The sequence below is a fragment of the Streptomyces marokkonensis genome, assembly GCF_008312835.1.
Classification (GTDB): Bacteria; Actinomycetota; Actinomycetes; order Streptomycetales; family Streptomycetaceae; genus Streptomyces; species Streptomyces marokkonensis_A.
On record NZ_VSKS01000019.1, the window covers coordinates 1 to 19,742 of the forward strand.

The 19,742-nt window shown below is 71.3% G+C and carries 18 protein-coding genes, 1 rRNA gene and 1 pseudogene; 16 read left to right on the top strand and 4 right to left on the bottom strand.

Annotated features, from left to right (window positions below; all coding sequences use genetic code 11):
• The 9 genes from rrf to F1615_RS27315 form a co-directional block, all read left to right on the top strand.
• Positions 1–109: ribosomal RNA gene (rrf, locus tag F1615_RS27275) — 5S ribosomal RNA — on the top strand; the annotation flags it as partial.
• A 61-nt stretch (positions 110–170) separates the two neighbouring features.
• Positions 171–821 (top strand): HAD family hydrolase, encoded by a 651-nt coding sequence (locus tag F1615_RS27280; RefSeq protein ID WP_149551701.1) that lies wholly within the window; start codon positions 171–173, stop codon positions 819–821.
• A 60-nt stretch (positions 822–881) separates the two neighbouring features.
• Positions 882–2,111 carry an MFS transporter gene (locus F1615_RS27285; protein WP_149551702.1) on the top strand — a complete coding sequence of 410 codons (1,230 nt, stop codon included), beginning with the start codon at positions 882–884 and terminating at the stop codon, positions 2,109–2,111.
• Positions 2,062–3,234: an acetoin utilization protein AcuC gene (locus tag F1615_RS27290; RefSeq protein ID WP_149551703.1), complete on the top strand. Its 1,173-nt coding sequence runs from the start codon at positions 2,062–2,064 to the stop codon at positions 3,232–3,234. Before F1615_RS27285 ends, F1615_RS27290 begins: the two co-directional genes overlap by 50 nt.
• 86 nt (positions 3,235–3,320) lie before the next feature.
• Positions 3,321–4,136, top strand: a complete 816-nt coding sequence (locus tag F1615_RS27295; RefSeq protein WP_149551704.1) for a phosphatase — start codon at positions 3,321–3,323, stop codon at positions 4,134–4,136.
• Between the two features lie 129 nt (positions 4,137–4,265).
• Complete coding sequence (locus F1615_RS27300) at positions 4,266–4,478, top strand: helix-turn-helix domain-containing protein (RefSeq protein ID WP_157847821.1); 213 nt, start codon at positions 4,266–4,268, stop codon at positions 4,476–4,478.
• Positions 4,479–4,632: 154 nt separating this feature from the next.
• Positions 4,633–4,731, top strand: a complete 99-nt coding sequence (locus F1615_RS27305) for a 30S ribosomal protein bS22 (protein WP_003948845.1) — start codon at positions 4,633–4,635, stop codon at positions 4,729–4,731.
• Positions 4,732–4,921: 190 nt separating this feature from the next.
• Positions 4,922–5,983, top strand: coding sequence for an NAD-dependent epimerase/dehydratase family protein (locus F1615_RS27310; RefSeq protein WP_149551705.1), 1,062 nt, complete (start codon positions 4,922–4,924; stop codon positions 5,981–5,983).
• 14 nt (positions 5,984–5,997) lie between these two features.
• Entirely contained in the window at positions 5,998–7,080 is a 1,083-nt protein-coding gene (locus F1615_RS27315) for a lysophospholipid acyltransferase family protein (RefSeq protein ID WP_149551706.1), read from the top strand.
• Between the two features lie 183 nt (positions 7,081–7,263).
• Here F1615_RS27315 and F1615_RS27320 read toward each other — a convergent pair whose 3' ends face one another.
• The 3 genes from F1615_RS27320 to F1615_RS27330 form a co-directional block, all read right to left on the bottom strand.
• Positions 7,264–8,511 (bottom strand): DUF5667 domain-containing protein, encoded by a 1,248-nt coding sequence (locus F1615_RS27320; protein WP_149551707.1) that lies wholly within the window; start codon positions 8,509–8,511, stop codon positions 7,264–7,266.
• A 252-nt stretch (positions 8,512–8,763) separates the two neighbouring features.
• Positions 8,764–9,534: an ECF subfamily RNA polymerase sigma factor, BldN family gene (locus F1615_RS27325; protein WP_149551708.1), complete on the bottom strand. Its 771-nt coding sequence runs from the start codon at positions 9,532–9,534 to the stop codon at positions 8,764–8,766.
• Positions 9,535–10,038: 504 nt separating this feature from the next.
• Positions 10,039–10,950 carry an HAD family hydrolase gene (locus F1615_RS27330; RefSeq protein WP_149551709.1) on the bottom strand — a complete coding sequence of 304 codons (912 nt, stop codon included), beginning with the start codon at positions 10,948–10,950 and terminating at the stop codon, positions 10,039–10,041.
• 95 nt (positions 10,951–11,045) lie between these two features.
• Here F1615_RS27330 and F1615_RS27335 point away from each other — a divergent pair, with 95 nt between their 5' ends.
• From F1615_RS27335 to F1615_RS27355, 5 genes are all read left to right on the top strand, one after another.
• The gene (locus F1615_RS27335) at positions 11,046–11,333 is read left to right on the top strand and encodes a glutaredoxin family protein (protein ID WP_208818421.1); all 288 of its coding nucleotides are present in this window, start codon (positions 11,046–11,048) and stop codon (positions 11,331–11,333) included.
• A 289-nt stretch (positions 11,334–11,622) separates the two neighbouring features.
• The gene (locus tag F1615_RS27340) at positions 11,623–12,387 is read left to right on the top strand and encodes a redox-sensing transcriptional repressor Rex (RefSeq protein WP_149551711.1); all 765 of its coding nucleotides are present in this window, start codon (positions 11,623–11,625) and stop codon (positions 12,385–12,387) included.
• A complete protein-coding gene (locus F1615_RS27345) occupies positions 12,384–14,084 on the top strand; it encodes a glutamyl-tRNA reductase (protein WP_149551712.1) in 1,701 nt (566 codons plus the stop codon). The genes F1615_RS27340 and F1615_RS27345 overlap by 4 nt, the downstream gene beginning before the upstream one ends.
• Positions 14,081–15,040 carry a hydroxymethylbilane synthase gene (gene hemC / locus F1615_RS27350; protein WP_149551713.1) on the top strand — a complete coding sequence of 320 codons (960 nt, stop codon included), beginning with the start codon at positions 14,081–14,083 and terminating at the stop codon, positions 15,038–15,040. The genes F1615_RS27345 and hemC overlap by 4 nt, the downstream gene beginning before the upstream one ends.
• The gene (locus tag F1615_RS27355; protein WP_149551714.1) at positions 15,037–16,734 is read left to right on the top strand and encodes a uroporphyrinogen-III synthase; all 1,698 of its coding nucleotides are present in this window, start codon (positions 15,037–15,039) and stop codon (positions 16,732–16,734) included. The genes hemC and F1615_RS27355 overlap by 4 nt, the downstream gene beginning before the upstream one ends.
• A 162-nt stretch (positions 16,735–16,896) precedes the next feature.
• Here the strand turns inward: F1615_RS27355 and F1615_RS27360 are convergent, their stop codons facing one another.
• On the bottom strand, positions 16,897–18,186 hold the full coding sequence (locus tag F1615_RS27360) for a helix-turn-helix domain-containing protein (RefSeq protein WP_149551715.1): 1,290 nt from the start codon (positions 18,184–18,186) through the stop codon (positions 16,897–16,899).
• Between the two features lie 186 nt (positions 18,187–18,372).
• Here F1615_RS27360 and F1615_RS27365 point away from each other — a divergent pair.
• Together F1615_RS27365 and F1615_RS27370 are read left to right on the top strand one after the other, a co-directional pair.
• Positions 18,373–18,838 (top strand): annotated as a pseudogene (locus tag F1615_RS27365) (hypothetical protein).
• Positions 18,839–18,938: 100 nt separating this feature from the next.
• Entirely contained in the window at positions 18,939–19,646 is a 708-nt protein-coding gene (locus F1615_RS27370) for a class I SAM-dependent methyltransferase (RefSeq protein WP_149551716.1), read from the top strand.
• The last annotated feature ends 96 nt before the right edge of the window (positions 19,647–19,742 follow it).

Genomic DNA, 19,742 nt, shown 5'->3' on the forward strand with positions numbered 1-19,742 from the left:
TCATAGCGTAGGGGAAACGCCCGGTTACATTCCGAACCCGGAAGCTAAGCCTTACAGCGCCGATGGTACTGCAGGGGGGACCCTGTGGGAGAGTAGGACGCCGCCGAACAAATATTGAGGAAAACCCCGCACCGTATCGGTGCGGGGTTTTCTGCGTTTAGGGTCGAGACATGCGCTATGACCTCGTCATCTTCGACAACGACGGCGTGCTCGTCGACAGCGAGCCGATCTCCAATCGGCTCCTGGCCGCCTACCTCACCGAACTCGGGCACCCGACGTCGTACGAGGACTCCATCCGTGACTACATGGGCTCCGCCATGCACCGCGTGCACGATCTCGTAGAGGAGCGGACCGGGCAGCGGCTGCCGGCGGACTTCGACGAGGTGTTCCACGGCCGGGTCTTCGCCGCCTTCGAGCGGGAGCTGAAGCCGGTCGTCGGCGCCATGGAGGTACTGGAGAAGCTGGCCGCGGACGGGGTGCCGTACTGCGTTGCCTCGTCCGGGAGTCATGAACGGATCAGGGTGGGGCATCGCACGACAGGACTCGAGCGGTGGTTCGACGACGGGCGGATCTTCAGCTCGCAGGATGTGGGCCGCGGGAAGCCGGCACCCGATCTGTTCCTGTACGCGGCCGAGCGGATGGGTGTGGTGCCGGAGCGGTGCGTGGTCGTCGAGGACAGTCCGCTGGGCGTGCGGGCCGCGGTCGCGGCCGGGATGGACGTGTACGGGTTCACCGCGATGACGCCTGCCGAGAGGCTCATCGGTGCCACGCGACTCTTCGACGACATGCGGGAGTTGGGCAGCCTGCTCTCACGAAACTGAACGTGATTCATCTTTGACCGGATCTACCCACCAGTACCCCCGAGCCCTACGCTCGCCGCCATGACTGATGTGCTGCGGCGCGGCAGGGTCTCGCTGGCGTTCGGCTTCCTCGTGCAGGGCGTCGCCTTCGCTCTGCTCGTGACGCGGATTCCGGCCATCCAGGACCGGTACGCGGTCTCCGACGCGCTGCTGCCCGTCTTCCTCGCCGCCGTCCCGATCCTGGCCGGCATCGGCAGCGTGACGACGGAGCGGCTGGTGAGGCGGGTTCCGCCCAGCCGGGTGCTGCGCTGGTCGCAGCCGGTGGTGCTGCTGGCGCTGCTGGGGGTCGGGGCGGGCGAGCACATGGCTGTCCTCGCCGGGGCACTGGCCGCCTTCGGGCTCGCGGTCGGGGCGCTGGACGCGTCCATGAACATGCTCGGGGTGAGTCTCCAGCGCGCCTACGGACGCAGCATCATGCTCAGTTTCCATGCCGCGTACAGCCTGGGCGGGATCGCCGGGGCGTCGCTCGCGTGGGCCGGGGCGCACTGGGAGCTGGCGCTGTGGGTGTCCTATCTGCCGGTGGTCTCGGTGCTGCTGCCCGCCGCGCTGGCCGGGAGCCGGTGGTACGTCGACGGCGGCGACCGGCCGCCCGCGGAGACGAGCAAGGGCGAGGGCGCGGCCGTCGGCCTCACGTGGATGGTGCCGCTGTGTCTGGTGATGACCGTGGCGTACATCGGGGACTCCACGGTCTCCAACTGGAGCGCGAAGTACCTCCAGGACGTGCTGGGGGGTTCGGAGCAGCTGGCGACCGTCCCGTACAACGTCTACATGGTCACCACGCTGCTGGGACGGACGATCGGGGACGTGGGGGTCCGGCGGTTCGGGGCCGTGGCGGTGGTTCGGGCCGGGGCGCTGGTGGCCGCGGTGGGGTTCGCCGTGGTGGCCGGGGCGCCCGGGGCGTGGGTGGGGATGCTGGGGTTCACGCTGCTGGGACTGGGGCTGTGCGTGCTGGTGCCGCAGACGTTCGCCGCGGCGGGGCGGCGTGCGGACGAGAGGGGCGGGCCGGGGGCTTCGGACGCGGCCGTCGCTCGGCTGAACGTCTTCAATTACGTGGGTTTTCTGATCGGTTCTCCGTTGGTGGGGGCGCTCGGTGATGTCTGGAGCTATCGCGGGGCGATGCTTGTGCCGATGGTGTTGGTCCTGGTGACGCTGGTGTGCGCCCGGTCGTTCGCGCCTCAACCGGACCGATACGGTGGCGGTCATGAGCGGCCGCACACAGCTGATGTGGGACGAGGCAGTAACGGGCTATGACTTCGGCCGGGACCATCCGATGGACCCGGTCCGGCTCGCGCTGACCAGGAGTCTGGTCGGTGCCTTCGGGCTCGACCGTGAGGTGGAGGTGGTCGCCGCGAAGGCGGCCGGGGAGTCGACGCTGCGGCTCGTCCACCGGGAGGACTACATCGAGGCGGTGCGGGCCGCGTCGGCCGATCCGGCGACGGCGGACCAGTCGTACGGGCTGGGCACCATGGACGATCCCGCGTTCGCCGGGATGCACGAGGTGTCGGCGCTGATCGCGGGCCAGTCGGTGGGTGCGGCGGAGGCGGTGTGGCGCGGGGAGGCGCTGCACGCGGTGAACTTCGCGGGCGGGCTGCACCATGCGATGCCGGGAGCCGCCTCCGGCTTCTGCGTGTACAACGACGCCTCGCTGGCCATCGCCCGGCTGCTGGAGCTGGGCGCCGAGCGGGTCGCGTACGTCGATGTCGACGTGCACCACGGGGACGGGGTGCAGGCTGCGTTCTGGGAGGACCCGCGCGTGCTGACGATCTCGCTGCACGAGCACCCGCGGACGCTGTTCCCGCAGACCGGGTGGCCGGAGGAGACGGGAGCCGGCCGCGCGGAGGGCAGCGCGGTCAACGTCGCCCTGCCGGCCGGGACCGGGGACGGGGGCTGGCTGCGGGCGTTCCACTCCGTCGTGCCGGAGCTGATCGCGGACTTCCGGCCGCAGGTGCTGGTGACGCAGCACGGGGCCGATACGCATTTCGAGGATCCGCTGGCACACCTGGCGGTGTCGCTGGACGCGCAGCGGGCGGTGCAGGTGGCGTGTCATGAGCTGGCGCACACGTACGCCGACGGGCGGTGGGTGGCGCTGGGCGGTGGTGGATACGCGGTGGTGGAGGTAGTGCCGCGGTCCTGGACCCATCTGGTGGGCATCGCGGCGGAGCGGCCCGTGGAGCCCACGACGATGATCCCCGAGGGGTGGCGGCAGGAGGTCTACGCCCGGACCCGGCAGCCGGCGCCCCGGCGGATGACGGACGGGCGGTGGCCGGTCTCCTGGGCGGCCTGGGACGAGGGGTACGACCCGGCGGACCGTCTGGACCAGGCGATCCTCGCGGCGCGGCGCGCGGTGTTCCCGCTTCGGGGGCTGCTGCCGTAGCCGCCCGGCGCACGGGTCCGTTAGGCCAACCGTGCGGTGTTCGCGCCGTTCCGGCCGCGCCCCGTCCGGGTATCCCGCACCATCGCGTGGTGACCACCGACGGCCTTCGCGCGCATCTGCTGGCGGCCCGGCTCGCCGGGGTGGTGGGCACCACCCGGGAGGAGAGCCTGCGGAGTTACCGGCTGTTCGCCGCGGGGGATCCGCGTCTGCTGATCGGGTTGGATCCCGAAGGGGTATGGGGCGAGCGGGACCTGATCGCGTTGATGGCGGACAGGTGCGGGGTTTCGGCCGATCCCGGGTACACCTTCGGCCATGATGTGATCGACCCCGGGCGCACCCTGGCGGCCCTGGACGTCTGGGCGGAACGGCTGGCGGCCGCCGCCCGGCGCCGTGCTCCGGTCCTTCTCGGGACCGGTCACCCGCAGCGGCTGCTCGGTTTCTACGCCGCTCTGGCAGACGGCTTGTCGTCGGCGGGATGTACCGTCCTCACCCCGGCGCAGGGTCGCCGTGTCGACATAACGACCCGGTTCGGTCTACGCACGTACAACCTCGACTACGTACGAGGAGTCGGGCTCGTCCGGGGCGCGACCTCGGAACGCCCCGGTTGTGAGCCGGGCGCACACACGCACTCCCCCCTCCCGGTTCGGATCGCGCTCGCCGCGGCGGCCGACGCCGGCGGGCCGCTTCCCGAGGTGGTGATCGGAGACCACGGCTGGGTCTGCGGAGCAGGTCAGCTGGGGTTCGAGACCCTCGGACTGGCGGATGTGAACGACCCGGCCCCGTTCGTCGGGGAGGCCGAGGGGGCCGTAACCGTCGTCGTTCCACTTGATGACGGCGTGCGGTCCGATTACTACCTGCCGCTGACCCGCTACGTACTCAATCGAGCGTGTCTGTCACAGTAGGCCGCCGATGGGTGCACCTCTTCCCCACTCGCATCACCCGCCCCTACATTGGGGAGTGAGCACGCAACGACGAAGAGTCACCGGAAGGGGAAGCCGGTGGCCGTCGAGTGCGGAAGGTTCAGGTGTGTCATGGCTGCAGCTGGCGAAAGGCCTCTGAACGAGGTTCAGTTCCTTACCGTGGCGGAAGTCGCCTCGGTGATGCGAGTGTCGAAGATGACCGTGTACCGGCTGGTGCACAGTGGTCATCTGCCCGCGATCCGGGTGGGGCGGTCCTTCCGCGTCCCGGAGCAAGCGGTTCACGAGTACCTCCGCGAGAGCTACGTGGGGGTGGACTCGGCCTGACGGCGTGCCGGGGAGTCCCGTACCGGGCACTCGTGGGCCTCCCCGGTCACCTCGATTACGACCTCAGCGCTCGGGCGGGTAGGCTAGCCCCTCGTAGGTCGTGTGGGCCCATGGCGCCCAAACACCGAGTGATGAGAAGTGAGCGAGGGTAGTCGTGGGCTCTGTTATCAAGAAGCGGCGCAAGCGGATGGCCAAGAAGAAGCACCGCAAGCTGCTCAAGCGCACGCGCGTTCAGCGTCGCAACAAGAAGTAAGCGGCAGCGCGACAGCGTGTCCAGTGGCCCCCCACCGCAGTCCGGTGGGGGGCCACTGTCATTCGCACGGTCCGGGGCGCCGTTCGTACGTCCGGGGATGTCGTCACTTCAAGCATCCGGCCGGTACCACAGAGCGACGGCGACCCGATAGGTTGGCCGTCGGGAGCAGGGCGAGAGGAAGGCGCTGATCTTGGGAAAGGTCGTGCTCGTGACCGGGGTGGCCCGTCAGCTGGGGGGCCGTTTCGTCCGGCGGATCCTGCGGGATCCCGAGGTGGACCGGGTCGTCGGCGTGGACGCGGTCCCGCCCGAGCACCACCTGGGCGGCGCCGACTTCGTCCAGGCGGACATCCGGCAGCCGACCATCGCGCGGGTCGTCGCCGAGACGGGTGCCGACACGGTCGTCCACCTGGACGTCACGGGCACGCCGCTCGGCAGCGGCAGCCGGACCTCGCTCAAGGAGACCAACGTCATCGGCACCATGCAGCTGCTGGGTGCCTGCCAGAAGTCCCCGAGCATCAAACGGCTGGTCGTGAAGTCCAGTACGAACGTCTACGGTTCGGCGCCGCGCGATCCCGCGGTCTTCACCGAGACGACCCCGCCCAAGTCGCTGCCCAGCGGCGGCTTCGCGAAGGACACGGTCGAGGTCGAGGGCTATGTGCGCGGCTTCGCGCGCCGCCGTCCGGACGTGGCCGTGTGCGTGCTCAGGTTCGCCAACATCCTGGGCCCGGCCGCGGACAGCCCGCTCGCCTCGTATTTCTCGCTGCCGGTGCTGCCGACCGTGCTCGGCTACGACCCCAGGCTGCAGTTCGTGCACGAGGACGACGTCATCGAGGTGCTGCGGATCGGCTCCCACGAACCGAGGCGCGGCACGCTCAACAGCGGCACCTTCAACATCGCGGGCGACGGCGTGCTGCTGCTGTCGCAGTGTTCGCGGCGGCTGGGCCGGCCGACGGTGCCGCTGCTGCTTCCCGCGGTCACCTGGGCGGGTTCGCTGGTGCGTACGCTGGGGATGACGGATTTCTCGCCCGAGCAGATCCGGTTGCTCACTCACGGGCGGGTGGTGGCGACGGACCAGATGCGGGAGACGCTGGGTTTCACCCCGAAGTACTCGACTGCTGAAACGTTTGCGGACTTCGTGCGCAGTCGTGGTCCCGGGCTGCTTCCGCCGGAGGCCCTGGCGGGGGCCGTCGACCGGATCGCCGCGCTGCCCCTCCCGGGCAGCGGTCACTCCCCGACGCAGAGCGCCAACTGAGGAGCGCAGCAACGATGGCGGACGCCAAGGTCATTCCGTTCGACGACGACCACCGCTCCCGCGGCGGTGCCGCTCAGCGCCCGGCGCGCCGCCGAAGTCCGGGGGGCCGGCGCCAGGGCGCCGCCCAGGCCGCGGCGGTGGGGGAGGTTCAGCCGCTGCCGGGTGTGGCGTCCGTGCGCGAAGATGATCCGGTGACCGGTGAGGACGAGCAGCCCCAGCCCCAGGAGCAGGCCGGCGACGGCTCCGGTGACGGCGTCGGCGGCCTGGAGCGGCGGGTGGCGAGCGGTCTGGCCTTTCTGCGCCGCCGCCTCACCGGGGACTACGAGGTCGACGACTTCGGGTACGACGAGGAGCTCACCGACCAGGTCCTGATGTCGCTGCTGCGTCCGGTGTACGAGAAGTACTTCCGGGTCGAGGTGAAGGGCATCGAGAACATCCCGTCGGAGGGGGGTGCCCTGATCGTCGCCAACCACTCCGGGACGGTGCCGGTGGACGGTCTGATGATGCAGGTCGCCGTGCACGACCATCATCCGGCCGACCGTCATCTGCGGCTGCTCGCGGCGGACCTGGTGTTCGTGCTGCCGGTGGTCAACGAGCTCGCCCGGAAGCTCGGGCACACCCTGGCCTGCGCCGAGGACGCCGAACGCCTGCTCGCCCAGGGTGAGCTGGTGGGGGTGATGCCGGAGGGGTTCAAGGGCATCGGGAAGCCCTTCGGCGAGCGGTACAAGCTGCAGCGCTTCGGGCGGGGCGGGTTCGTCTCCACTGCGCTGCGGCAGCGCGCGCCGATCATCCCGTGCTCGATCGTGGGGGCGGAGGAGATCTACCCGATGATCGGCAATGCGAAGACGCTGGCCCGGCTGCTGGGCTTCCCGTACTTTCCGCTGACGCCCACGTTTCCGTGGCTCGGGCCGCTGGGGGCGGTTCCGCTCCCCACGAAGTGGACCATCCAGTTCGGGGAGCCGATTCCGACGGACGGCTATCCGCCGGAGGCGGCGGAGGACCCGATGCTGATGTTCAACTTGACCGACCAGGTCAGGGAGCAGATCCAGCACACGTTGTACAAGCTGCTGGTGCAGCGGCGGTCGGTGTTCTTCTGAGGGTGCCCTACGGGCCCGGATGGTGAGTCGACGGACGGAGTCCGGTGCGGCGGTCCGAAGCCTGCGAAGCAGTGCGAGGGCAGCGGACAGGAGGGGCCAAGCTGCTGGTGCAGCGGCGGTCGGTGTTCTTCTGACGGTGTCGTACGGGCCGGGGCGCCCCTCGTGGGAGGGGCGCCGCCAGGTCTATTCCGCGTCCTCCGCGTCGATGCCCAGACCCGGGAGCAGGCCGGGGAGGAGAGGCGGGAGAGTGACGTCGGGGGCGGGGGATCCGGTGATGTCGCCCGTGGGCGGCGGTGTCGTCGCGAGGCCGCCGCTCTCCTTGGGCGGGTCGAGCAGTCCGCCGGTGTTTCCGCCGAGCAGGCCGTCGTCCTCACGGTCGGCGTCGGCGGATCCGGACGGCGCGGCGTCGCGGGAACCGCTCTCCCCGGAGGTGCCGTCGCCGCTGCCGGGGGACCGCGAGGGGTGAGCCTCGGACGGGTCGCCGGGCGCCGACTCGGAGCCACTGTGCCGTGTCCCGTCGCCGACCTTGTCGGTCGGGGGCTGCGGGAGCAGGGACTGCAGCGGGGCGACGTCCTGGTCTATGGCGTCGAACACCGACGAGACCTGCTCACTGACGTCTCCCAGCTGCACCGGCAGCCTGTCGCGCAGCGTGCCCCAGGCCTCGCGGTGTGTGTGGGAGAAGGAGGAGAGCGCCTGCATGGGGCCCAGTGAGTCCGGGTCCCGCTCGTACGCCTCGCGCAGCAGCCGGTGGCCCTCGGAGGCGTCGTGCCGCATGCCGGACAGGGCGCGGCGGACCTCGCCGAGGGACTCGTGGTCGAGGGGGCCGCTGCGGGCGCGCTCCATCAGCCGGCGGGCTTCGCCGAGGCGGGTGGAGGCGTGGTCGAGGTGGACCCGGCCGCGCTCGTCGCTCCCGTCGGCGAAGCCGAGTTTGACGTCCTCGATACCGCGTTTGAGTCCGTAGAGGGAGTCGCCGGGCAGGGCGTCGGAGCTGGCGGCGGCGACTCCGCCGAGGGCGCCGGCGGCGACACCGACGGTGAGTCCGCCCGCGGTGAGCCCTTTGGCCAGCCGCGAGCGTGGTCGCAGTTTGCCCAGCGGGGTCGCCCGGTGTGTGCTCCGGGCGCGGCGTGAACGCTGTCCGGGTACGGCCTGATCCGCCGCCTCGCCCGCCGCGGTGCCCTCCTGGAGCATGGCCTCGAACGCGGCCACCAGCTGGGCCCGCTGGACGACCTTGACCTCGGGGTCGAGTTCGGGTCCGGGCAGCGCGCCGAGTCCGGACGCCAGCGCGAGCAGCCGTGTCTGCTCGCGCTCCGCGGCGGCCGGGGCCGGTGCCGAACCTTCGGACTGCTCGGCCGCCGTGCCCCGGTCGGACTCTTCCTCCAGGGCCTGGGCGAAGGCGTTCGCCCGCCGGTGCGCCGATACGTTCGCGATCACTGACGGCACCTCCTCTCGTCATGACGGTCGACTCCCCAGGGGGTCCTGAGGGTTCCTCGCGCCGACCAAGGTCACACGATCGGGTGATCGTAGTCGGTCAGGGGGTGACCACAGGGAGCCTGTATCCCGCACAACGAGCGGCGCGGCACTTGGGTTACGGACGCCCGGTGGCCGAATGAGGAAGCCAACCGGGTTTCACGTACCGTGAGTTGGATGTCGCGGAGCGTGTTCCGGTCGGCCGGGGTGTTCGGGTCAGCGGGCGTCTTCCGGGAGCAGCCGGGCGAGGGTGCGGACGGCCCGGTACTGCAGGGTCTTGATGGCGCCCTCGTTCTTGCCCATGACCCGGGCGGTCTCGGCGACGGACAGACCCTGCAGGAACCGGAGCGTGACGCATTCCTGCTGTTGGGGGTTGAGACGTCGTACGGCATCGAGGAGGGCGGCGTTGGACAGGGACTCAAGGACGGAATCCTCGGGGGAGCGCTCGACCTCGTTGGCGTCGAGCATCTCGCCGGTGGTGACCTCGAGACGGAAGCGGCTGGACTTGAAGTGGTCGGCGACGAGGTTGCGGGCGATGGTCACCAGCCAGGCGCCGAAGTCGCGCCCCTGCCAGGTGAAGGTGCCGATGCGGCGCAGCGCCCGCAGGAACGTCTCGCTGGTGAGGTCCTCCGCGGTCGCCTTCCCGCCGACGCGGTAGTAGATGTACCGGTACACGGTGTCGCTGTACTGGTCGTAGAGCCGTCCGAACGCCTCGGCCTCGCCGGCCTGGGCGCGCTCCACGAGGTCCATCATCCGGGCACTGTCGCTGTCGGCGGCGGGGCGGCGGGTGGTGGCGGCGGGGCGCCCCCGTCTGCCGACGGCGGCGGTGCCTTCCGCGAGGGCGTAGCAGGGGCCGGCGGGGGCGGTGGCGAATGCGGGGACGGTGTGCGCGGTGGGGACGACGCCGCGCAACATGTCTCGGGCTGTCGCGACTGTTGCGCGCAGCGTAGCCAGGCCCGAGGCGTCAACCCCGACGTGTGGGTACACGGGACTCCCAGAGGCAGAGCTTCCATCACGTGCAGTACGTAGTACGTGCAGTGCGGGACCGTTCACCCGTCGTAGCGACGGGTTGGTACCGGATTGCGTCTGAGGAGAATAACGCTTCGTGCAGGCTCTGCTACACCGAGTTGCTCAAATCGTCGATTACGTCGCTTCTGTAACCGGTTGACGCGCGTTCGAGGGTGATGTGGTGACCGGTTGTTGATCGAAAGGTTTCGTATTTGGGGTGGGAGGGGGGCGAATTGTGGCCGTGTGCAGCCAACGTGACTGGACAGGGGCGTTGTGGGGTACGGGAGTTGGATTCGGTGTGTCGGGTGCGGGGTGGGGGGTTTCGTCGGGGGCGGTGGGGGTGCGCGGGGTTGACCGGGTGACCCGGGGTGGCGGCTGGGCCTTCAAGGCACTGAGGAGGCACGGCTGCCCGCGGCTGCGTCGGTATCGCTGCTACGCGGCCGCGTCGGCGCGGGCTGTATGCGGCTGGGGGCGGTGTGACCGTCAGCGGCGTTTGCGGTGGAGGGCGATGGCGGCTGCCGTGCCGCCGGCCACCGCGCCGACGCCCGCCGCCGCGGGGATGCCGACCTTGGCCGCCTTGCGGCCGGTGCGGTAGTCGCGCAGGCGCCAGTCCATGCGGCGGGCGTGCTTGCGGAGCTTGGAGTCGGGGTTGATCGCGTAGGGGTGGCCGACCAGCGACAGCATCGGGATGTCGTTGTGCGAGTCGCTGTACGCCGCGCAGCGGCTCAGGTCCAGCTCCTCCGCGAGGGCCAGCGCGCGCACCGCCTCCGCCTTGGCCGGTCCGTGCAGGGGCTCACCCACGAGTTTGCCCGTGTACACGCCGTCGACCGACTCGGCGACCGTGCCCAGCGCCCCGGTCAGCCCCAGCCGGCGGGCGATCACCTGGGCGATCTCCACCGGTGCCGCCGTGACCAGCCACACCCGCTGCCCGGCGTCGAGGTGCGCCTGGGCCAGCGCCCGGGTACCCGGCCAGATCCGCTCGGCCATGTACTCGTCGTAGATCTCCTCGCCGATGGACTGCAGCTCGGCGACGCGGTGGCCCTGGACGATGGAGAGCGCCGAGTCGCGGGCCTCCTGCATGTGCTCGGGGTCCTCCACCCCGGCCAGCCGGAACCACGCCTGCTGCCAGGCGAACCGCGCCAGCTCGCGCGTCTCGAAGAACTTCCGCTTGTACAGTCCCCGGCCGAAGTGGAACAGGGCCGCGCCCTGCATCACGGTGTTGTCCAGGTCGAAGAACGCGGCGGCCCGTTCGTCGCCGGGTACCGGGAACTGGGGTTCGCGTTCGGCAAGGTCCTGGGTGGACTTGCGTGCTGCCTCCGCCGAGGCCTCGCCTGCCAACACGCTCCGCGCCGTGGCGGAGCGCCTACGGGGAGTGAGCCATCCGAGAGCGGCCATGGCGTGAGCATAGCCAGTCCGTCCGGTGGTTCCGGAGCCACGAGGTTCGAACGTCGTGAACTTCCCGGGGCGGCGGCGTTAAGGCGCGCGCGACAATGGCCCGTATGAGCCCTCTCTTCCGCCGCAACACTCCGGCCGCCCCGCGGGACCGGCTCGTCACTCTCGTCCGCAAGCCCGGCTGTCATCTGTGCGACGACGCGCAGGTGGTGGTGGAGAAGGTGTGCGGGGAGCTCGGTGTTCCGTGGGAGCAGAAGGACATCACCCAGGACCGGGAGCTGCACGACCGGTACTGGGAGCAGATTCCCGTGGTCCTGGTCGACGGCAGTCAGCACACGTTCTGGCGGGTGAACGAGGACCGTCTCCGCAAGGCGCTCGGTGACTGACCAGCCAGTACAAAGTGGCTGGAAAGTCGCTTAGGATCGATGGTGACGTGGTCTCGGGGGCGGGATTGACAGAGGAGAGTGTGCGGTTTTGCCCCCAGAAGCAAAGGAACGGTGGTGCTCGCACGCCGGTTCCATCCGAGTGCGCCGGGGGCGCGTGACCCCGGTCACGTTGGCCGGGCAAATCGGACACAATCTTTGTGCACGCGTTCACAAAGACATAGCCTGCATTCGACGGGGCGGTCCGGGGACGTATGACCGCCTGAAGCCCCGCTCTACCCGCAGGAGCACCGTGGCAACTGGCCGAACTCACCGACCGGCGACCCGTAGCCGAGGGATTCCCGAGGCCACCGTCGCCCGCCTTCCGCTGTACCTCCGCGCCCTCACCGCGCTCTCGGAGCGCTCGGTGCCCACGGTCTCCTCGGAGGAGCTGGCGGCCGCCGCGGGGGTCAACTCCGCGAAGCTGCGCAAGGACTTCTCCTACCTGGGCTCCTACGGGACCAGGGGGGTCGGCTACGACGTCGAGTATCTCGTGTACCAGATCTCCCGTGAACTCGGCCTGACCCAGGACTGGCCGGTTGTGATCGTAGGGATCGGCAACCTCGGCGCCGCCCTGGCCAACTACGGCGGGTTCGCCTCCCGCGGGTTCCGGGTCGCCGCGCTGATCGACGCCGACCCCGCGATGGCGGGACGGCCCGTCGCCGGCATCCCGGTGCAGCACACCGACGAGCTCGAGTCGATCATCCGGGACAACGGCGTGTCGATCGGCGTGATCGCGACCCCCGCCGGTGCCGCCCAGCAGGTCTGCGACCGGCTCGTGGCCGCCGGGGTCACCTCCATCCTGAACTTCGCGCCGACCGTGCTGTCCGTGCCGGACGGCGTCGACGTGCGCAAGGTGGACCTCTCCATCGAGCTGCAGATCCTCGCCTTCCACGAGCAGCGCAAGGCCGGTGAGGAGGCCGCGGCCGACACCGCCGCCGTCCCGGCCGCCCCGCGCAAGCAGTCCGCCACCGACCAGGGGCCCGACGGGGACGTACCCGCCGTGATGCCCGCATGAGTCTCCTCGTCGTCGGACTGAGTCACCGCAGCGCGCCGGTCAGCGTGCTGGAGCGGGCCTCGCTGGGCGTGGACGCGCAGACCAAGCTGCTGCAGGACACGGTCGCCGCGGAGCCCGCCACCGAGAGCGCGGTCCTCGCCACCTGCAACCGCATCGAGCTGTACGCCGACGTGGACAAGTTCCACGCCGGTGTCGCCGAGCTGTCCACGCTGCTCGCCCAGCACAGCGGGGTCGGCCTGGAGGAGCTCACTCCTTATCTTTATGTGCACTACGAGGACCGGGCCGTCCACCACCTGTTCTCGGTGGCCTGCGGGCTGGACTCGATGGTCGTGGGCGAGGGGCAGATCCTCGGTCAGATCAAGGACTCGCTGGCCCGCGCGCAGGAGACGCACACCGCCGGACGGCTGCTGAACGACCTGTTCCAGCAGGCGCTCCGGGTCGGCAAGCGCGCCCACTCCGAGACCGGGATCGACCGCGCCGGGCAGTCGCTGGTCACCTTCGGCCTGGAGCAGCTGTCCCTCGGCGCGCCCGTCGAGGGCTGGGTCCGCGGCAAGAAGGCCCTGGTCATAGGCGCCGGCTCGATGTCCTCGCTGGCCGCGGCCACCCTCGCGCGGGCCGGTGTCGCCGAGATCGTCGTCGCCAACCGCACCCCTGACCGCGCCGAGCGCCTCGCCCAGATCCTCACCGAGGGCGACGACACGAACGTGCTGGCCCGCGCGGTACCGATGACCTCGGTGCCGTTCGAGCTGACACGTGCAGACGTCGTCGTCTCCTGCACCGGCGCGACGGGGCTCGTCCTCACGGCCGACGCGGTCGCGGCGGGCGTCGAGAGCCGTACCGGCGAGGAACCGCCGGTCGTCGACCTCGACGACGAGGCGTCGGCGGCTCCCCTGCCGCCCACCTCCGTGGGCACCGAGGAGGGCTGCCCGCTCGACCTGTCCGCCGTACGGCCCGGTTTCTCCGTGATGGGTGAGGCCGCCGTCGCCGGCATGGACGCGGCGACGCTGGAGCAGCACGCCGCGTGGGCCGCGGGCACGACCGTCGACCGCCGCCGCACCGGCCGCGGCGGCCCGGAGGCGGACGCCGAACTGATCGGCGCGCTGGCCGCGACGGCGTCCACGGTCGGCCGGATCCCCGAGCGGCGCCGCCCGGAGCCCGTGGCCGAACCGCCGCGCCCGGAGCCCGTGCTCTTCCTGCTGGACCTCGCGATGCCGCGCGACATCGACGCGGCGGCGCACCGGCTGGCCGGTGTCCGGCTGGTCGACATCGAATCGCTCGCCGAGGCGTCCGCGGACGCTCCGATGGCTGCCGATGTGGACCAGGTCCGGCGTATCGTCTCCGACGAGGTCGCCGCGTTCGGGGCGGCACAGCGGGCGGCGCACATCACGCCGACCGTCGTGGCCCTGCGCAGCATGGCGGCCGATGTGGTGGCCGGAGAGATCGCCCGTCTGGAGGGGCGGCTTCCCGGCCTGGACGACAAACACCGCGCGGAGATCACCCAGACCGTGCGGCGGGTGGTCGACAAGCTGCTGCACGCCCCGACGGTACGGGTCAAGCAGCTCGCGGCCGAGCCCGGCGGCGCCGGGTACGCCGACGCGCTGCGCACCCTGTTCGACCTCGACCCCGAGACGGTGGCCTCCGTCTCCCGCGCCGAGGAAAGCACCGAGAAGAACGCAGAGAACCGAGGGCCGGGATGACTGAGAAGGCACTGAGGCTGGGGACCAGGCGGAGCAAGCTCGCCATGGCCCAGTCCGGGCAGGTGGCGGATGCCGTGAGCCAGGTGACCGGACGGCCCGTCGAGCTCGTCGAGATCACCACGTACGGCGACGTCTCGCGCGAGCACCTCGCGCAGATCGGCGGCACGGGTGTGTTCGTGGCCGCGCTGCGGGAGGCGCTGGCGCGCGGCGAGGTGGACTTCGCGGTGCACTCGCTGAAGGACCTGCCGACCACACAGCCCGACGAACTGGTCGTGGCGGCCATACCGGTGCGCGAGGACCCGCGCGACGTGCTGGTCACGCGCGACGCGCTGAAGCTCACCGATCTGCCGCGCGGCGCCCGCATCGGCACCGGTTCGCCGCGCCGCATGGCGCAGCTGAACGCGTACGCGCGCAGCCACGGCATGGACATCGAGACCGTCCCGATCCGGGGCAACGTCGACACCCGCATCGGATACGTCCACCAGGGCGACCTGGATGCCGTGGTGCTGGCCGCCGCCGGGCTGAACCGGGTCGGACGCAGCGACGAGGTGACCGACTTCCTGTCGGTCGACACGGTTCTGCCCGCTCCCGGCCAGGGGGCACTGGCGGTCGAGACCACCGCGGACAACGCGGACCTGATCGCCGCGCTCGCCGAACTCGACGACCCGTTCACGCGGGCCGCCGTGACGGCCGAGCGGTCACTGCTCGCCGCCCTGGAGGCCGGTTGCAGCGCACCCGTGGGGGCGCTGGCCGACCTTCTCACCGACGGGCAGACTGTCAAGGAAATGCGCCTGCGCGGCGTCGTCGGCTCGACCGACGGTGCCACCCTGGTGCAGCTGTCCACCACCGGTCCCGTGCCCGAGACGCACGAGGCGGCGATGGCACTCGGCCGCGAACTCGCCACCGAGATGCTCGCGCAGGGCGCGGCCGGTCTTATGGGGGAGCGAGCACATTGAGCCCCACCACCTTTCCCGCCCCTCCGGAACACGGGCACGTCACCTTCCTCGGTGCCGGACCCGGGGATCCGGGACTGCTGACCCTGCGCGCCGTCGAGGCGCTGGCGAACGCGGACGTCCTCGTCGCCGAGCAGGACGTGCTCGACGTCGTGCGCACGCACGCCAGGCAGGGCGTCGCCGAGGTGCACACGGAGGCCGATGCCTCGGTTCCGGGCACGGGCACGCCCCAGCTGACGGTTGTTGACGGCGCGTCAACCCCCGCCGGTGTCCCCGCGATGAGGGATGCCGCACATCTTGTCATGGAGGCCGCGCGGGGCGGCAGGCGGGTCGTGCGTGCGGTGTCCGGCGATCCCGGGCTCGACGCGTACGCCGCCGACGAGATGCTGGCGTGCGCCTCGGCCGGGGTGCCGTTCGAGGTCGTCCCCGGTGTCGCGACGGCGGTCGGCGTGCCCGCGTACGCCGGTGTGCCGCTGCGTGACGCCGAGGGCGCGGACGTGCGGTTCGTCGACGCGCGTACGGCAACCGACCGGTGCTGGACGGAGGTCGGGGCGTCGGACGGCACGGTGGTCGTCTCCACCACGCTCGACTCCGTGGCCGCCGCCGCGGGCGAACTGGTGTCCGCCGGACGTAAGCCCGATACCCCGATGACGGTCACCGTCGGCGGTACGACGACCCGGCAGCGCACCTGGACGGCGACGCTCGGCACGATCGCGCAGACGCTGAAGCAGGCGAAGGTGCTGCCCTCCCCGGAGGGCGCCCGGCCGGTCATAGCCGTGGTCGGTGAGCGTTCCGCCGCCGCCCAGCGCGACCGGCTGGCGTGGTTCGAGTCCAAGCCGCTGTTCGGCTGGAAGGTGCTCGTGCCGCGGACGAAGGAGCAGGCGGCGTCGCTCTCCGACCAGCTGCGGTCGTACGGGGCCGTGCCGCACGAGGTGCCGACGATCGCCGTCGAGCCGCCGCGCACGCCCCAGCAGATGGAGCGGGCGGTCAAGGGCCTGGTGACGGGCCGCTACGAGTGGATCGCGTTCACGTCGGTCAACGCGGTCAAGGCGGTGCGGGAGAAGTTCGAGGAGTACGGGCTCGACGCGCGTGCCTTCGCCGGCATCAAGGTCGCCGCGGTGGGCGAGCAGACGGCGAACGCGCTGATCGCCTTCGGCGTGAAGCCGGACCTGGTGCCGAGCGGTGAGCAGTCGGCGGCGGGGCTGCTGGAGGACTGGCCGCCGTACGACCCGGTCTTCGACCCGATCGACCGTGTCTTCCTGCCCCGCGCCGACATCGCCACGGAGACCCTGGTCGCGGGCCTCATCGAGCTGGGCTGGGAGGTGGACGACGTCACGGCGTACCGGACCGTGCGCGCCTCGCCGCCTCCGGCGGAGACCCGCGAGGCGATCAAGGGCGGTGGCTTCGACGCGGTGCTGTTCACGTCGTCGTCGACGGTGCGGAACCTGGTCGGCATCGCGGGCAAGCCGCACAACGTGACGGTCATCGCCTGCATCGGTCCGGCGACGGCGAAGACGGCCGAGGAGCACGGCCTGCGCGTCGACGTGATGGCTCCCGAGCCGTCGGTCCACAAGCTGGCGGAGGCCCTGGCCGACTTCGGGACGCGCCGCCGCGCGGCCGCGCTGGACGCGGGCGACCCGGTGACACGGCCGAGCGAACGCCGTCCGGGGGCGCGGAGGCGCCGGTCGACGACGTGAGGTGAGGCGCCCCTTCGGGGGCGCCTCCTCTCGTCCGGCCTCCGACGTCACCACTGCGGCACCCCGTGCACCGCGTCACGCCGAGGTGCTGCAGCGGGTTTGGGAGATGGGCAACAGCCTCCGGACATCCGGCAAGCGGACACTGTGTCGTGCAGCACCTGTTCAGGCTCGGGTCACGGCGGTGTGGAGTTCCCGTACACCCGTGGTCCGCGGGTGCCGCTCGGCGAGCTCGTCGACGATGCTGCGGATCGCCGGCCGGTCGCGTACTTCCCCAGGACTGGCCCGGTAGGCGTCGAGCAGGGCGCGGGCCGTCTGTGCGGGTCGATTCCATGCCCACCAGGCGCGTGCCATGTCGGTGCCCATGCGGGCCTTGCGTTCGGCGGTCGAGAACTGGTCGGCGCGCAGGTTCTTCCCCGCGTCCAGGGCGGCGCCCGCGTCGCCGAGGGCCCAGTGCACGCCGACCGCGTACAGGTCGACGGCGGCTGGGCTGATCGGGAACAGGCGGCCTGCCGGGGCGGTGCCGGGGAGCCGACAGGCGGCTCGGCGGGCTTCCTCGGTCATAGCCAGCGCGTCGGCGCGCTCCCCGCCCCGGGCGGCGGTGTAGGCGAGGGTGCACAGCATCTGCGCGTAGGCAGCCGCTGCTGGCTCCGTGCGCAGCCCGGTGGCCTCGACGGTGGCGGCCGCCGATGTCATGAGCCGTTGAGCGTCGGCGTGGCGGTCCTGGTGGCGCAGCACGATCGCCAGTTCCCTCGCGGCGGCCGCCGCGGCGAGGGGTGATCCTGAGACTTCGGCCCAGGTACGGGCGCGGTCGGCGGTGAGGCGGGCGCGGTCGTAGGAGCCGAGCTTGATGAGCACAGCGGAGGCGAGGCTGTAGACCGAGGAGAGTCGGGCCTGGTCGAGGCTCTGCCGGGACGCGGATGCGCTGTGCCCGTCGGCGATGAGGGCGGGCAGCGCGGCGAGGAGCTGACTGTGCCTGCCCTGGTCGTACAGGGCCCGGGCGGAGGACAGACGAGCGTCCAGGGGCCCGGTGCCGACGGGGGCCGGAGTGTTGGCGAGCGCGTCGTCCAGGCCTGTCAGCAGGGCGACCGGTCCAGCGGTCGCCGTGGCGGTGAGCAGCGTACGGCGGCGCATGGGGTCCTCCTCGGCGTCACGCTGACTGGCCGTCACTCTAGTGGCCGCCGGAACTGCGGGGGACGGCGGCGCGAGAGAAGCCACCAGTATGTGTCGGGGCACGCCGACTTCCAGCGCGGCACGGTGCACCAAGGCCAAGTCGACTACCCGCGCACTGCGCTCGAGTCGTGAGACGGTGGCCGGTGAGCAGCCGATGCGACCGCCGAGCACGGCCAGTGTCCACGCTCGGTGTTCGCGGCCGAGCCGGATCAGTGCGCCGGGGCGGCGTTGGGCGGCTAACTCGCGTGCTCTCGTGCTTTTCCAGAGCGGGTCAACGAACACCGGACCCTCCCACGCCGCACTACCGGGGGCGTCCCACGGTAGAGGCGCTGCACGGGCCGCGTCGAGACCGCTTTCACATCGTGCAAACGCCATGCGAGCGGCGAGAGTTGATTACATCTGGCGTGGCCGGTGCGGTGCCCTGGGTGCATCGCCCCGATCCGCGGGGCGCCGTCCATCGGAGGCACCATGGCAACCAGCGCCGCTGCACCCATCCCGGCTGCCGGCCCGGCGACCGGCCCGATCCGCTCCGCGCGGGAGGTAGTGCCGGACGCCCTGTGGAACAAGCAGGTCGGTCTCCTCGTGCGGGACTACCCGTACGACTCGGTCATGGCGGCCCGAGTGCTGGGGCAGGGCTACGCCTACCTGCTGACCGCGATGAACCACCGGGGCGACAAGCTGGGCCTGGCGCCGAGCTCCCTCGTCGACATCGGCGTCCATACGATCATCCTGGACACCATGGCGTACGCCGAGCTGTGCGACCGCTTCAACGGCGGGCTTCCTGCACCACGTACCCGAGGTCGACTTCAAGAACGACGGCTCCGTGATGAAGACTGCGCACAGGGTCGCGGCCGACGGCTGGGATGTCGACCTGCCGCTGTGGCAGGACGCCGCCAAGTGCAGCCCGTGCCACCCTGGCAGCGACTCCCACTGAGCCGCCCGGGTGCCCTGGACTTCGGCCGGTCGCCGGAGTCCAGGGCACGTCCGGTTGAGATTCCCGCGAACCGGCCCGCCCGGAGGCTGGGCCCGCCACCATGGGGCGAGTGACAGCCCCCACCTCTGCAGACCTGTGGCACCACTACGGCCGCACCCGACACGCCACCGACCGGACCGTACCCGAGACGTTCCGGTGGGCCTGGGGTCAGGACTGCGGGCCCGGTCCGGAGATCCTCGGTGACCTGTCCGGACTGTGCGTCGCCGACCTCGGCGCGGGCGCCGCCCGGCACGCGGCCCACCTGGCCGTCCACCACCGGCCCGCCCGGGTCGTCGCCGTCGACGCCTCACCCGCCCAGCACGCCATGGCAACGGACCTGTACGGCCATCTCGCGCCGCGCCTGCAGCTGGAGCGGTCGGATGTCGTGGAGCACTTGCAGGCGGCGCCCGGCACGTACGACGTGCTCTACAGCATGTTCGGCGCGGTCGACTTCACCGAGCCACGCCAACTGCTGCCGGCGGCGGCGTCCGCGCTGCGGCGGGGCGGACGGCTGGTGTTCTCCACCCTCGCCCACTATCTCAGCGGGGCGCCCGCACAGCCCGACGTGGAGCACGCCGACATTCCGGCCAAAACCCCGGACGGGGAGTCGGCCACGATGCGCCGCTGGGTGCTCCAGGAGCACGTGTGGACCAAACTCCTGGACGAGGCCGGATTCACCCGGATCAGCAGCGACCTCCTGCCCGCCCGGCAGGGGCCGCGAGCGGCCAACACGCTGCTGCTCACCGCATGGCGCGGTCCGCTGTCGTAGATGCCGCCGGGGGCGGTCGCGGTGTCAGTGCGCGGCGACGCCCCTGCCGCAGTGGACGGCTACGGCCAGGTGGCGTGAGTCATCCCAGCCATCCTT

Bases quoted from the DNA above. Each gene is read 5' to 3' on its own strand.
- F1615_RS27290 (WP_149551703.1), top strand. From the start codon at position 2,062: ATGAGCGGCCGCACACAGCTGATGTGGGACGAGGCAGTAACGGGCTAT.
- F1615_RS27300 (WP_157847821.1), top strand. From the start codon at position 4,266: ATGGCTGCAGCTGGCGAAAGGCCTCTGAACGAGGTTCAGTTCCTTACC.
- F1615_RS27315 (WP_149551706.1), top strand. From the start codon at position 5,998: ATGGCGGACGCCAAGGTCATTCCGTTCGACGACGACCACCGCTCCCGC.
- F1615_RS27330 (WP_149551709.1), bottom strand. From the start codon at position 10,950: ATGGCCGCTCTCGGATGGCTCACTCCCCGTAGGCGCTCCGCCACGGCG.
- F1615_RS27335 (WP_208818421.1), top strand. From the start codon at position 11,046: ATGGCCCGTATGAGCCCTCTCTTCCGCCGCAACACTCCGGCCGCCCCG.
- F1615_RS27370 (WP_149551716.1), top strand. From the start codon at position 18,939: ATGGGGCGAGTGACAGCCCCCACCTCTGCAGACCTGTGGCACCACTAC.
- F1615_RS27345 (WP_149551712.1), top strand. From the start codon at position 12,384: ATGAGTCTCCTCGTCGTCGGACTGAGTCACCGCAGCGCGCCGGTCAGC.
- hemC (WP_149551713.1), top strand. From the start codon at position 14,081: ATGACTGAGAAGGCACTGAGGCTGGGGACCAGGCGGAGCAAGCTCGCC.
- F1615_RS27280 (WP_149551701.1), top strand. From the start codon at position 171: ATGCGCTATGACCTCGTCATCTTCGACAACGACGGCGTGCTCGTCGAC.
- F1615_RS27285 (WP_149551702.1), top strand. From the start codon at position 882: ATGACTGATGTGCTGCGGCGCGGCAGGGTCTCGCTGGCGTTCGGCTTC.